Annotated in this window: 11 protein-coding genes and 1 pseudogene; 5 read left to right on the top strand and 7 right to left on the bottom strand. The window is 60.0% G+C overall.

Translation table 11 applies throughout. From position 1 onward, the window contains the following. Nucleotides 1-242 precede the first annotated feature (242 nt). The gene (locus FHT82_RS21635; RefSeq protein ID WP_183734738.1) at nucleotides 243-674 is read left to right on the top strand and encodes a nuclear transport factor 2 family protein; all 432 of its coding nucleotides are present in this window, start codon (nucleotides 243-245) and stop codon (nucleotides 672-674) included. Nucleotides 675-864: 190 nt separating this feature from the next. On the opposite strand, the gene FHT82_RS21630 is transcribed toward FHT82_RS21635, so the two are convergent. Next, nucleotides 865-2,685, bottom strand: a complete 1,821-nt coding sequence (locus FHT82_RS21630) for a methyl-accepting chemotaxis protein (RefSeq protein WP_183734737.1) — start codon at nucleotides 2,683-2,685, stop codon at nucleotides 865-867. Nucleotides 2,686-2,984: 299 nt separating this feature from the next. Between FHT82_RS21630 and FHT82_RS21625 the strand changes: the two genes are divergently transcribed. Beyond that, a complete protein-coding gene (locus FHT82_RS21625) occupies nucleotides 2,985-3,371 on the top strand; it encodes an acyl-CoA thioesterase (protein ID WP_113430227.1) in 387 nt (128 codons plus the stop codon). A gap of 4 nt (nucleotides 3,372-3,375) precedes the next feature. Then, on the top strand, nucleotides 3,376-3,960 hold the full coding sequence (locus tag FHT82_RS21620) for a hypothetical protein (RefSeq protein ID WP_183735083.1): 585 nt from the start codon (nucleotides 3,376-3,378) through the stop codon (nucleotides 3,958-3,960). A 220-nt stretch (nucleotides 3,961-4,180) separates the two neighbouring features. Here FHT82_RS21620 and FHT82_RS21615 read toward each other — a convergent pair whose 3' ends face one another. The 3 genes and pseudogenes from FHT82_RS21615 to FHT82_RS21605 all read right to left on the bottom strand — a co-directional run. Further along, nucleotides 4,181-5,353: a DUF1501 domain-containing protein gene (locus FHT82_RS21615; protein ID WP_183734736.1), complete on the bottom strand. Its 1,173-nt coding sequence runs from the start codon at nucleotides 5,351-5,353 to the stop codon at nucleotides 4,181-4,183. Nucleotides 5,354-5,401: 48 nt separating this feature from the next. Beyond that, entirely contained in the window at nucleotides 5,402-6,931 is a 1,530-nt protein-coding gene (locus FHT82_RS21610; protein ID WP_183734735.1) for a DUF1800 domain-containing protein, read from the bottom strand. Nucleotides 6,932-7,375: 444 nt separating this feature from the next. Continuing rightward, nucleotides 7,376-7,522: pseudogene (locus FHT82_RS21605) on the bottom strand (DMT family protein); the annotation flags it as partial. Between the two features lie 220 nt (nucleotides 7,523-7,742). On the opposite strand from FHT82_RS21605, the gene FHT82_RS21600 reads away from it, so the two are divergent. Further along, complete coding sequence (locus FHT82_RS21600; RefSeq protein WP_183734734.1) at nucleotides 7,743-8,555, top strand: hypothetical protein; 813 nt, start codon at nucleotides 7,743-7,745, stop codon at nucleotides 8,553-8,555. Between the two features lie 24 nt (nucleotides 8,556-8,579). After that, complete coding sequence (locus FHT82_RS21595; RefSeq protein ID WP_246698193.1) at nucleotides 8,580-9,848, top strand: CHAP domain-containing protein; 1,269 nt, start codon at nucleotides 8,580-8,582, stop codon at nucleotides 9,846-9,848. Between the two features lie 51 nt (nucleotides 9,849-9,899). On the opposite strand, the gene FHT82_RS21590 is transcribed toward FHT82_RS21595, so the two are convergent. The 3 genes from FHT82_RS21590 to FHT82_RS21580 form a co-directional block, all read right to left on the bottom strand. After that, complete coding sequence (locus FHT82_RS21590; RefSeq protein ID WP_183734733.1) at nucleotides 9,900-11,087, bottom strand: GGDEF domain-containing protein; 1,188 nt, start codon at nucleotides 11,085-11,087, stop codon at nucleotides 9,900-9,902. Nucleotides 11,088-11,240: 153 nt separating this feature from the next. Then, nucleotides 11,241-12,479, bottom strand: a complete 1,239-nt coding sequence (locus FHT82_RS21585; protein ID WP_183734732.1) for an endonuclease/exonuclease/phosphatase family protein — start codon at nucleotides 12,477-12,479, stop codon at nucleotides 11,241-11,243. A gap of 173 nt (nucleotides 12,480-12,652) precedes the next feature. Continuing rightward, complete coding sequence (locus FHT82_RS21580) at nucleotides 12,653-13,906, bottom strand: MFS transporter (protein WP_183734731.1); 1,254 nt, start codon at nucleotides 13,904-13,906, stop codon at nucleotides 12,653-12,655. Nucleotides 13,907-13,929: the final 23 nt, after the last annotated feature.

Here is a 13,929-nt window from a genome sequence, read left to right as displayed (position 1 = left end):
TTAATTAAAAACGGTGAATGAAAGCTTTACGTGTGGAGATTCACTAATCGGGAGCGTTCGCACTCGTCAGAGAGGTATCTCCACACCGCGGGAATTGAAGCCTATCCAATGCGCCTGGGAACTGGCGGATGAGCTCTGGAGACCCCGCAGATGCCGGTCATTGCCTTGGGACCTATTGGCATCCTCAGCCAGCGCCATAGCTACCGCGCCATAAGCTCGGTCCATACTCAGGAAAGCAGCCGATGGAAGCCGTAGTAGAAAAATTGTTCGAGCGCTATGAGCGCCTTTTCCGGCAGGCTCTCGCAGGCAAAGCCGATATGGATGAGATCGCATCCCTCTATGCTTCCGATGTCATCGCCGCCTCGCCTGCCGGCGTCATGTCCGGCAAGAATGACGATGAGCTCAAGCGGATGATGGCGCAGGGTTATGAGCACTATCGCTCCATCGGCACGAAGGAGATGCTGCTTCGGCATGTCCGCCTCTCGCCAATCGATGAGAGCCACTGTGTGGCCCATGTCGCCTGGAGGGCAGCTTATGCCCGCAAGGACCAACCGGACACCGACATCGACTTCGAGGTCCATTACCTTGTGCAGGTTCTGGACGGAGGTGCGAAGGTCTTCGGCTGGGTTTCAGGCGACGAGCAGGCGCTTTTGAAGCAGCACGGTATCGGCTGACTTGCTGCCGGCTGATCTGCCTTCTGAGGAAAAACAAAGGACCGCGACGGCAATGCCGCGGCCCTTTGTCGTCTCATTAGAGCGCCGTGCGTCCATTCGGACGCACAAAGGAGGCTCTAACTCTTTGAATCTACGCATCAGGCTTTCCGAAAATCGATTCCGATTTTCCGGCCGATGCTGTAGCAGCCTGTCACGCAGCCCGCCCGTACCGCGCACCCTGCCCCGTCTCGCCCCGCAGGCGGAACTTAGACAGCAGCGCCCGCAGCTGCTGGCTCTCTTCCGCGAGCGTCTGGCTGGCAGCCGTCGTCTCCTCGACCATGGCGGCGTTTTGCTGGGTCATCTGGTCCATGTGGTTGACCGAGGTGTTGATCTCGTGAAGGCCCGTCGCCTGTTCGCGGGCAGCCGTCGCGATGGAATCGACATGGGCGTTGACCCGGTTGACCAGCGCCTCGATCTCGACCAGCGCATCGCCGGTGGAGCGTACCAGCGCCACGCCGCCTTCGACCTCGGATGCCGAGCTCGAAATCAGCGTCTTGATCTCCTTCGCCGCATTCGCCGAACGCTGCGCAAGCTCGCGCACTTCCTGCGCCACGACGGCAAAACCGCGACCGGCTTCACCGGCGCGTGCCGCTTCCACACCGGCATTCAGTGCCAGCAGGTTCGTCTGGAAGGCGATCTCGTCGATCACGCCGATGATCTGGTTGATGCGGCTCGAACTGTCCTCGATGCGGCTCATGGCCGAGACGGCGTTGCGGACGATCTCGCCGGATTTGCCGGCGCTGGTCTTCGTTTCCGCCACCATGGTACGCGCCTCGTTGGCGCGCTCGGAGGCGGTGCGAACCGTTGCGGTGATCTCGTCGAGAGCGGCGGCCGTCTCTTCGAGCGCAGCCGCCTGCTGTTCGGTGCGCTTGGAGAGATTGTTGGTCGCCTCGCTGATATCTCGGGCGCTGTCGTTGACGATATGGCTCGATTCCGCGATCGCATGGATGACGCTGTTCAACGCATCGACGGCAGCGTTGAAATCGGAGCGAAGCTTCGCATAATCCTGGCCGATATCGTCGATCGCAACCGTCAGGTCGCCGGCCGCAAGCCGTTCCAGTCCGGCGCCAAGCGCCATCATTGCCGCAGTCTGGCGTTCGGAGGCGGAGCGCAGGCTCGCTTCGTTGCCGCGCCGCTCGCCTTCGATCTCGCGCTGGCGCTCGTCCTCGCGCACCCGCAGTTCCGCGCGCTCGGCAACGGAATCGCGCAGTACGATCAGCGATTTCGCCATCTGGCCGATCTCGTCGCGCCGGTCGGCATCGGATATCTGAACGCTCGCATCCTCATCCGCAATCGCGTTCATCGCCGCCTTCAGCCGGGCAATCGGCGAGGTCACGCTGTGCACGATGGCATAGGCGATGGCGAGCGTGGCGATGGCGCCCAGCAGGCAGAGCGCCGCAGCCCAGATCGCATTCTGACGATAGAGCGCCGCAAGATCGTCTGCATAGACGCCGGTGCCGACGATCCAGCCCCAGGGCGCAAAACCTGCCACATGCGAATATTTCAGAACCGGCTGATCGGCGCCCGGCTTCGGCCAGTAGTAATCGACAAAGCCCTGCCCGCTCGCCTTCACCGTATTGACGAATTCGATGAACAGGAACTTGCCGTTCGGGTCCTTGTTCTGCGTCAGATCCGTGCCGTTCAACTCCGGCTTGACCGGATGCATCACCATGGTCGGATGCATGTCGTTGATCCAGAAATAGCCGGTGCCGCCGCCATAGCGCATGGAGGCGATCACTTCCTTGGCGGCAGACTGCGCCTGCTCGCGGGTCATCGTACCCGCCTGCTCCAGCTTGTAATATTTGTCGAAGATGGCAAGCGCCGTCGCATCCATCTGCGCAAGGCCAGCTTTGCGCTCGGCTTCCAGCTCCCGATAGGAATAGTTGAGGAAGAAGATCATCGTCGCGGCAAGCACGGCGAGCGCGAAAGCGACGAGGCTGTAGAGGCGGGTTGAAATCCTGATGTTGCGCATGGGGTTCCGGCAGCTCTCATGTGTGACAATCATCAGATACTGATATGAGCCGCTTACCGGACGGTAAAACTTGATTAGAATATTTTGAAATAACGTAACGTGAGGCAATCGGACGCAGCGTCTACCTTAAGATCAAGTAATTGAATCTGAACCAAATTTTAATCGATAGAAATTTTACGCAGTCCATACCTGTTTTGCGACAATGCCGCTGTAAATGTCACTTTTACGGGCTTTCGCACCGCTTGGCCTTTGCATTACGGTGATTCCAGATGAATCACCGGCCAGATGAGGAGCCCTTGATGACCGATGCCGCCAAGCCGACAGGCGAACTGACGCTGCGTACGCTTGCCATGCCCGGAGACGCCAATCCCGCCGGCGATATTTTCGGCGGCTGGGTCATGGCGCAGATGGACCTTGCAAGCGGCATCCGCGCCGCCGAGCGCGCCAGGGGCCGTGTCGTGACGGCAGCGGTCAAGGAAATGGCCTTCGAACTGCCGGTCAAGATCGGCGATACGCTGTCGATCTATACGCATGTGGAGCGTGTCGGCCGCACCTCGATCACCTTGCGCGTCGAAGCCTGGGCGCATCGCTCGCGCTATAATGAGCAGGAAAAGGTCACTGCCGGCACCTTCATCATGGTGGCGCTGGACGAAGACGGCAAACCCAAGGTGGTCCCGCAGGAGTAACATGATGCAGGCGGCGGCGACACCGGAGGTCTATGTCTATATCCGCACGGTGATGTCGATGGTGATCGGCCTTAGCCTCGCCCGCCTGCTGACCGGCCTCGGCGGCATCGTCCAGACGCCCGGCAAGCACCGCGTCTACTGGGTGCATCTCGGCTGGGTCGCCTCGATGTTCCTCTTCATCATCCATTTCTGGTGGTGGGAATATCGCCTTCAGTCGCTCGCCGTCATCTCCTTCGGCGTCTACCTGTTCCTCATCAGCTTCTGCTGCCTGTTCTTCTTCCTCTGCGTGCTGATCTTCCCGACGACGCTGGAAGATTACGGCGGCTACGAGGAATATTTCATCTCGCGGCGGAGATGGTTCTTCGGCATGCTGGCGGTGACCTATGTGGTGGATTTTCTCGATACGTTGCTGAAGGGCAAGGTGTATTTCGCGGCTCTCGGGTGGGAATACCCGCTGCGCAATGCCGTTTATATCGTGTTGTGTGTGGTTGCGGCCTGGACGGCGAACAGGCGGTTTCATGCGGTGTTCGTCGGCGCGGGGTTGCTGTATCAGATCACCTGGATTTTCAGGCTTTACGATTTGATTTGAGGTGTGGGGCAAAATGAGCGGGATGCAAGCTTAGCACCTGTGGCCCCCTCACCCTAACCCTCTCCCCGCTGGGTAGAGGGGACGTGGCATACGACGCCTTTGAGAATGCCGAGACGATGCGGCATCCCCTTCTCCCCCCGCGGGGAGAAGGTGGCCCGAAGGGTCGGATGAGGGGGCCAAGTGCGCTGACGCATCCCACTTATTGCAACAAAACAATGCCTCAACCCCGCAAAAACTGCGACCCCCTATCGAAACTCAACCCCGGAAAAATCTTCCCCGTCAGATCCTCTGCCGACACATCGAACTGCTGGTAGAGCATCGCCGCCGCCAGCTCGCGCACATCGGCCGTCGGCATCAGGTCGCGATCATCGAGCAGCGCCCCATCCATAATCCCCGGCCACTTGCCGAGAATTCTCCCGCCATCAACAGCACCACCCGCCAACACCGCACAACCGCCCGTGCCGTGATCCGTCCCGCCGGAACCATTCTCACGCACCGTGCGGCCGAATTCCGTCATCGCGAGCACCACCGTCTTCGCCCAGAGATCGGCACCCATCGTCGCCTTCAACGTGGTGATCGCCTGCGCCAGATCCTGCACCGGCCGCTTGAACTGGCCGAGCTGGCCGACATGCGTATCCCAGCCGGTGATCGAGAAGCTGGCGATGCGGTAATCGCCCTTCAGCATATTGCCGGCAAGGGCTGCGACATCGGTGATCTTCTCGCCGCGCTGGCCGGATGGTTCTGATATCATGGAGGCGCTGTTGGCGCGCATCGCCTCATCCATCGCCTTGGCAAACGCCGGGTCGCCGGCATAGAGCCGCATCAGGAACTGCATCTCGTCCCTGGCCGGCCCGAGATTGGAATCCGAGGCCCAGACATCGACATTGTTCGGCCCGGTCAGGATCAGCTCGGTCGAGGTATTGACGTCGATCGCTTTGCGCGCATCCGAGCGCGGGATGACGGCGAGCGCACGGTTGAGCCAGCCGGTCTTTTCCTCGGCCACATGTTCGCCGCCGGATTCCAGCATGTCCTGCCCGTCGAAATGGCTGCGCTGGTCGCGATAGGGCGTGGAGACGGCATGGACGAACGCAATCTCTCTAGCCTTCCACAGCGGCATGAGATCGGCCGCCGCCGGGTTTAGCCCGAAATGCCCATCGAGATCGATAAGCCCCTTGTCCAGCGTCAGCGCCAGCGTGGGCCTGAGCCCCGCAAAACCGGCATCGCCATAGGGCTGCACCAGATCGAGCCCGTCCATCGCCCCGCGCAGCACGATCGTCACGAAACGGTTGTCGCCGGGCATGGCCGCAAAGGTCACCGGCGTGAAGACAGGTGCGGCGGCAAGGCAGCAGGCGGAGGTGAGAAAACCGCGGCGGGAAAGCGTAAACTCTGTCATGACGGGCTCCTAAAGCAATTCCAGCAAAAGCGTTTGAGCGTCTTGCGTCTATCGACGGTTGAATTCAGGCGAAGCGAGAACCAGCGTCAAACCGCTCACCCTGTTCGGCGCCTGCGAAACGACGCGGATCGTCTCGTCGCGGGCAGCATCTGCAAGCGTTGCCTTCAGGAATTCGCGTGGATCGACATCCCTACCGAACTGGGCGCTGGCGCGGCGCGCCCATGACAGCCGCTCGGACAACTGGCTTGCGGTAATCCAGGCGGAAAAACTCTCCTCGAAGCCGGCCGGGCTCGGCGGCAGCCATGTGGGCTGACCCATGCGGCGAAGAGCCCCCTGCCCGAGCGCGCGTGCCATCTGGAAGGCCTTGCGGCGCTTGATGCGCGCCTCGTCATCTGGGCTCGGCGGCGCCTGCATCATCGCCTGCCCGTCAGGCGCGCCATCCTGCTTCTTCGGCTGCATTGCCATCATCTCGTCGCTATCGGCATCGTCCCCCTGATAGGCCTGCATGAAGGCTGCGACATCGCCGGTACCAGAACCGCTGTTCAGCGCCCTCAAGCCGGTAACGATATAATCGAAAGGTTGGCGCGCCTTGGCGCCTTCGTTCGCCCAGGCGGCCGGATGATCGAGCATGGCGCGGTAGACGGCGGACAACTCGCCATCCGTCTTCTTCCACGCCTCGCTCATGGCCGCGATCATCTCCTGCGGCGGCTGGTCGGAGATGAAGTGCACGGCGAGCTTGCGGCTGATATGCTCCGCCGTCTTCGGATTGGCGGCGAGATCGTCGAGCATGGCAAGGTAATCCTTGCGCGTGCGCTTCGCCCCGCCATAGCTCACACCAAGCACCTCATGTTTTCCGGGTTCGGAGATCTGCGGCCGGAAGGCGGTGTCCATTTCCTGCGGGTCGACGGTCAGCCCGGTCAGCACCATGGCCGCCGAGCGCACATCGGCCTGCGTATAGCCGCTGCCGGCGCCGAGCGTGTGCAGCTCCAGAAGCTCGCGGCCGAGATTTTCGTTCAGCCCCTTGTTGCGCCGCATGCCGCCCTTCGAATCCGGCCCCAGCGACTGCGCCTGGTCGAGATAGATCAGCATGGAGGGATGCTCGGTGGCGCTGCGCAGCAGCGTCGAAAACTTGGTGCCCATATAGGGTCGGATCGCCTCGGCCTCATAGAGCGGCACGATCAGCCGCATCGGCAGGCTCTTGGCGGCACTCGTGGAAAAATGATTGGTCCAGAACGTCGCCAGCCGCTCGTTGAAACCTTCGGGCGAAAGCACGGCTTGCATCAGCCGCGCATTGGCATCCATCTGGAAGAGCACCTGCGCCCGGCGCTGGAGAAGCCGCCGCTGCTGCCGCCGGGCAAGATCGTCGTCATCGGCCTGCCGGATCTGCTTGAGCCTGTCCTGCAGATCGAGGATCTGCGTATGCCGCGCCTCGATGCCGCCGACGGGAAAGCCCGGCACGATATCGGCGCCGCGCGTCACCTGCCCGATCAGATCATCCTTCGTCTGCGGCGGGCTCTCGCCCGGCCGCAGCCCGTAGCCGAAACGGATCGCCGCCATCGTCGGAAAAGACAGGCTCATGACCGTTCACCTCCTCATCACCGGATAGTGACAAGGTCTCAGCCAATTGCGACGGCAGGGTGTAGGAATTGCGGCAATTTTCCGACATGGACGATTTGTAATCTATTGAAATCGTTGGATTCAGCGTGTCGCTGACACCGCATTGGCAGCCGGCGGATTTGTCAATTGCCACCATGGAGCAGGGTCGAAATACCATAAGAATGGTGCCACACAAACCATCAAAAGACCAATAGCTCCCGGGATCAAATTGATGAAGGCCAGCGCGCCGCCATACGTACAAAATTCGCGCCAAGAGATCGTGTCAGCATTTGGGAGCGCCCTTTCTTCCAGGTTACCCTTTGCACTCGGGGCGACCTCGTCCTTGGCACTGGGACCATTCCGGGCGGCAAGTCTCCTTTTGCGGATATCCAATCCGTCCGCCCCCTTGAGGTAAACGGTGAGCGTGATCGCTGAGCCGATCGCATGGTTCCATGTCAGGTCCTCGCCGAGCCAGAAAATCGAGAAGCCGGCAAAGACGATCAGCGTGATCACCTCCTGGATCGTCTTCAGCTGCGCCGTCGAATAGACCGTCGAGCCGATGCGGTTTGCCGGCCCGCAATGGCCGCATCAGAAGGCGTTTTTCAGCAGCCGGCGAAGATTTAGAGCAAGTGAAAGTAAAACTGGAGATGCCGTTGACTTTTTCCGCCGCTCGCTCCTAAGATGTAAAAACTCCATGTAATATCATGCCTAAATAAAGAAATCACCAATCTGCTTGAGAGGGACAATGCGGATAAGGGGAGATTCTGTACTTTGTTTTATTTCCGTCACCGCGATGATGTTATCGTCTTCCGGTTGCTCGCCTTCTATCGCCGGCGGTCCGGATCTTACGGAATATCGCAGCTTTTCGAGCGATTATTTCAGGGCCGGCTACAGCGCGCCGCGTGTGAAAGGCTATTACGGCGCCTCGGATACAATAAGTAAAAAGGCTGCGCGTAACGGAATAGTACTGAGCGCCATAGGTTCCATCGATGTCAAATATGCCGCTTATGAGCAGGACCTGACACGCGAGGGCCAGCAGGTGCCGTTCGTTGCAGACGTTGTAAGCCTGTCGCTGAGCGGCGCCGGGACGTTGACGGGATCAACCGCCGCGAAGACCGCGCTGGCTGCCGTCGATACCGGGCTGAAGGGCGCCAAATCCGCCTATGACAGCGACATCCTTGCGCGAAAGACGGTGCAGTTCCTGCAGAAGCAGATGCGCACCAACCGCAATCAGATCAAGAGCGCGATCATCGTCAAGCTCGGCCTTGGCATCGACCGCTATCCGCTTGAGCTCGCGATGATGGATGTCGAGGACTATGCCGCCGCCGGCACCCTGACAGCCGGACTGATCGGGATCGACGAACAAGCCTCCGCAGCGTTGGCGGCCAGCGAAGCGGCCAAGGTCACCGAGATCACCTCTGCCGTCTATGGCCCAAATCAATCCACCGCGATCATCCGCGCCTATCTGGAGAACGGCGGAGCGGCAGCACAGAACAGGCTGCAGCAATGGCTGAAGGCCAGGAATGTGCATGTGAGCAGCTTTCTGTTCCTGAATGGCGGGCAATTCGCAACCTTACGCGACGAGTTTGTACAGGAGTTGAAATAGATAATCTGAAGGGAGGGATGAGGCATGCAGCAGCTGAGCGGAATACTTGAAGCCGACCTCGAACAGGTCATCGAAGATCTGAAATTCGATAAACTGAAGCTGATTACAAAATTCAAGGCGCCCGACGGCACCTGGACCATCATAGCCGGCCCGGCCGCCGAAAGTGCTGTCTCGAATAACGGTACCAGCAGTACAAGCCACACGACAATCGACAACGTCATGCCGGACAAGCCCCCGGTCGAAAATATGGACGAACCGGACGCACCACCGCCCGGTCCCCCGACGCAATTCGTCCATGCGCGCATGACGATGCCGAAGACGATCGTCTACACCGACGCCGAGGGCCGCAAGCAGATCCGCGAAGGCGGCTCGCGCGCCTGGCGCAACTGCAACCCCGGCAATATTCGCAAGGGCGATTTCTCGATCAATTGCGGCGCGATCGGCGACGATGGAAGTTTCGCGATCTTCCCCGATGAAGATATCGGTATGAAGGCGATCATCACGCTGTTCAAATCGCAGGCCTATATCAACCTCTCGCTCAAGGATGCGATCTTTCGGTATGCGCCGCCAAGTGAGAACAACTCGGCTGCCTATCTGGATTTTATCCACACCAGTACCGGGATTGCGGTCGCAACGCCGCTCAACACGCTTAAAGCGCAAGACTTTCAGAAGATCGCCAAATTCATTCGGGTCGTCGAGGGCTGGGAAAAAGGCACGATCCGCGACAGCGCGCCGCTTTCACCGCTCGTCGATAACGTTACAGGTGTTGCCTCGGCAGCCGGATCGGCCACGACGGACTGGATGACCGTCGCCAGACGCGAAGCAGCTCTGCCGGCGCACGAGCGCAGCAGCTGGGCCGATCCTGAAGAGAACCCGCGCATCATCAACTATTTCAAGGTCTGCTCGCCCTGGTTCGAGGCGGTCGGCGGCGATGAAGTCGACTGGTGTGCGGCCTTCGTCAACTATTGCCTCGTCACCAGCGGCCACATGGGTACCGATCACCCCGGTGCACGCTCCTTTTTCTGGAATAAGGACGGGCAGTTTGCCGTCATTCCTTCGCCGCTCCCTGGCTGCATCGCGGTGCGCCGCTACGCACCCTTTAACGATAATAAATGGAGCACAGGCGCAGGTCATGTCGGCTTCGTCACCTCCTCGACCGGCAGCAGCGTGACATTGCTCGGCGGCAACCAGTCGGACACTGTCAAAGAAACCAGCTTCCCGCTGGAAGAACGGGACGGCAACGGCGCTCTGAAATCCAAGTTCGTGGTCTTCTTGCTGCCCGCCATCAATTGACGAAAGGACGAACTGTGCCTTTCCGGGGCACAGCCGTCGTCGCAATGCCTTTCAGGCCACCGAGACCACCCGCGGCCCGGACATGTCGCTGGGCGGTTCGCCCTCGACCATCACCTTGTTGCGCCCGGCCTCCTTGGCTCCATAGAGCGCCTTGTCGGCGCGGGCGATCTGCTCGTAGAGGGAGTGATCGGCGGGATTGGCGCCCGCAACGCCGAAGCTTGCGGTGATCCCGCCGTCGGACCCGATCGGCTTGCCGTCGAAGCCGATCGCCTTGCGGTCAATCGCCGCAAAGGCAAGCCGTGCCCGGTTGGCGAAATCGGCACCCGCTACCAGCGGCGTTTCAGGCAGGAAGATCACGAATTCCTCGCCGCCGAAACGCGCCGCAAAACCGCCTTCCGGCAGCCGCACCTGCAATATCCTAGCAAAGGCGCGGATCACCTCGTCGCCGGCGCCATGACCGAACGTATCGTTCACCCATTTGAAATTGTCGATGTCGCAGATGATGACGGCGCCCTGCACCCGGCCGCGCTCGTCGACCATACGATCGAAACCGCGTCGGTTGAACATGCCGGTCAGCGGATCGCGCTCGGCGGCATCGCGGTGCGCGGTGATGGTATCGAACGTGGCTGCCGCAAGTGCCGCGAGCGCAAACATCAGCGCCAGGATGGATGCCGAGGCCTGCATATAGAAGGCATATTGCGACGAGATGAAGTCGTCGTGGCCGCCATAGGACGGGATGATGAAGACGAAAACGATATTGCGGATAACCGTATCGGCAACCACAAGGCCGGAGACCGCCAGCAGCACTCTGTCCGCCGCATGGCGCACGCGCCGCAGGCTGGTGGCGATCGCAAAGGCGAGCAGCGCCGCGCAGCCGAGATCATCCAGCAGAAACTCCACCGGAATGCTCTGCAGGACCAGCACGGCATAGAGGATCCCAGCATAGATCGCCCCTGAAAAGCCGAAACGCTGCGCCAGCCAGGAAGGCAACCCGAAACGGGCGAGCAGCGCGCCCGAATAGAAAATGAACGAGATCAGGAACAGCGCATCGGCAATCAGCGATGCGGTGCGCTCGGCAACCAGGCTGTCGATCAGCGGAACGGAGAAAGCGGCCGCGGCAAAGAGATAACCCGGCCCCCACAACTTCGCTTCCCGCGACCCGAAACGGCTCACGATCAGGAAGGTGCAGCCGAAAATCAGCATCATGACCGGCAGCAGGAAGGCGAAATTACTATCCATGAACCCTCGCGGCGGGACGCGATACAGAACCGGCGCATGGAGGACGTTAGACCCAGCGGGTTAAGAAAGCCCTATGCGGAAATCTCTGCCAGGGCCGGAACGGGACGGCCCCGATGCAGCCGTCCCGAGCGTCCGAAGCGATAGTGTTTCCCCTTACGTGATGATCGTCTCGTCGTTCTTCAGCTTGTCGAGATAACCTGCGGCAAAATCGATATTCAACTCCACGAAAAGCGGGAAATGATCGCTGATCTGGTAGGTGCGCCATTCTTCGTAGAATGCCTGCAGCTTCGGCTCGTCGGTCTTCAGGACCGTCTGCTCGGCGATGAAAGCCCTCTGCTTGGTGATCTTCCTCTGCGCGGTCGCTATTCTTTCAGTCGTGGCGCCCGGTTTGTCTGCGGCCCTCTGCTGACGAGCGATCTCTTCGTCGGCGGCTGCGATCTTGCTGTCGATGGAGGCGATCACGGCATCGCGGTGAAGCTTCAAATCATCCTTCCGGAAAACGGACTCGAACACGTTCAGCACACCATGCGCCTTGCCGCTGCCAGGATTGGCGAGGCTCACCTCGCCCGCCTCCGGCATGAAGGAAATCTGGTCATAGAACTTCGTCTGGGTGGAGTTGCTGCCTATATTATTCTTGAAGACCTGGAAGCCGTGTCTATCCAGTGCATCGAAGGTCGGCGCATCGAAAGCGTCAATATTGAAATCGCCGACGAGGATATGTGCGGTCGTCTTGTCCTCCTTGGCACGATCGGCGACGAATTCTGCAACCGCATCGATTTCATTCACGCGCCTTTTGAATTCCGGCGCCGTCAGCTTGTCCTTGCCGTAATAGATGTGGACGGTCGCGAAATTGAACTTGAACCAGCCCGACTGGAAACTGCAGGAAAAAGGAGTGCGGGCAAATTGTCTGGCCTTGGTCACGTCGGAAATCTGCTGCTCGAAAGGCAGCACCAGTTCACCGGCAACCCCGGTGAAATGAACCTTATTCTTGTTGTAGATGAAGCCCAGTCGCTCCTTGTTGCCGGATTCTCCCAGCGTCACATCGGTCATGATGTAATCATATTCCGGCCCGACCGTTTCCATCAGCCGCTCGAAGGGCGCCATATCTTCGCAAATCTCCTGCACCGCGATGATATCGAAGGCCGAAACCACCTCTGCAAGATAGAAGAAACTTTCATCGAGCCGCGGGCCGTCGCCGAAGCGGTTGTCATCGAAATTGCGGATGTTCCATGTGCCCAGCAGCAAGGTCTGTCCGGCAGTCCGGATCGGCATGGCGGCAGCGATCTGCGTCTTGAGCCGTTTCAATCCGTCGATCGTCTGATCTCGCAATGCCTTCTGTTTGTCTGCCGGATAACGTCGAAATGCGTAACGCAATTTCCAGTAAGCAACCATTTCTCCCTCCCCAGGTTTGCAAGTTAAAGTTTAACCGCAGTCCCAAAAAAGAAAAGCGAAATAACCGTCATAATTGCAGGAACTATAAATAGAGAAGGCCGCGCACTACAGCGTCCTTTGCGTGTCTTGAAAGACGCGCGGCGCTGTAGTGCGAGCCCTCCGTCGAGAAGAAGTCAGGCGCGATGCATCGCGCCACTGGGCGCTTCAGCCTCCTCCGTGCCGAAGAGCACATCCTTCTTCTCGTACCCGAGGCCCGACAGCACCGCGACCGCGATGGCGACGACGACGGCTACGATTACCAACGCGGCCGCGTAGTCACCGTTCCAATGGGCTGCGAGACCTGCCTGCATCGTCGCATTGCCGGACGCCAGCAGATTGCCGATCTGGTAGGCAAAGCCCGGAAATGTGCCGCGCACCTCGTCGGGAGAAAGTTCGTTGAGATGAACCGGCACGATGCCCCAGGCGCCCTGCACGAAAAACTGCATCATGAAGGCGCCGATCGCAAGCAGCACCGGCCCCGGCGCATAGGCCCAGAGCGGTGCCACGGGTACGGCGATCAGTGCGGCGATGACGATCGCCCGCTTGCGGCCGATGCGCTGCGAGAGCGCCCCGAAGAACAGCCCGCCTGCTATCGCGCCGATATTGTAGACGATGGCAATCGCACCGACCGTATAGCTCGAATAGTTGCGCTGCGTTTCGAGGAAGGTCGGGTAGATATCCTGCGTGCCATGGCTGAAGAAATTGAAGGCGGTCATCAAGAGCACCGCCCAGATGAAGAGCGGAATGTTTTCGCGCAGCACAGCGAGGAACGGCCGGCGCCCTTGCTGCTGGCGTTTCACGAAGACCGGGCTCTCCTGAACATTGCGGCGGATGTAGAACACGAGCAGCGCCGGAGCCACGCCGACGAAGAACATGCCGCGCCAACCGATCACAGGAAAGAGCAGGAAGAACAGCAGCGAGGCAAGCAGATAACCGGAGGGGTACCCCGCCTGCAGAATGCCCGAGACGATGCCGCGGCTTTCCTCCGGCACGGTCTCCATGACGAGTGAGGCTCCGACACCCCACTCCCCGCCCATGGCGATGCCATAGAGCGAGCGCAGCACGAGGAACATGGTGAGCCCGGTGGAAAAACCGGTCAGAAAATCGAAGAGCGAATAGAGCAGCACATCCACCATCAGCGTGATACGTCGCCCGTAACGGTCCGCCGCAAGGCCGAAGATCAGGGCGCCGAGCGCCCGCATGGCAAGGGTGAGAAAGATCGCCACCGAGACCGCGGGAACGTCGGTATGGAACTCTTCGGCTATATATTTGAGAACGAAGACGAGAATGAAGAAATCGAAGGCGTCGAGCGTCCAGCCGAGATAGCTGGCGATGACAGCGTTACGCTGCTGCGGCGTGAGCGCGCGCAGGCTTGCCAATGCGGACATAAGCATTTCCTCCGTCCGAAAGC

The sequence above is a fragment of the Rhizobium sp. BK275 genome, assembly GCF_014193555.1.
In the GTDB taxonomy this organism is placed as follows: Bacteria; Pseudomonadota; Alphaproteobacteria; order Rhizobiales; family Rhizobiaceae; genus Rhizobium.
This window is presented reverse-complemented; position numbering and strand designations above follow the sequence as displayed.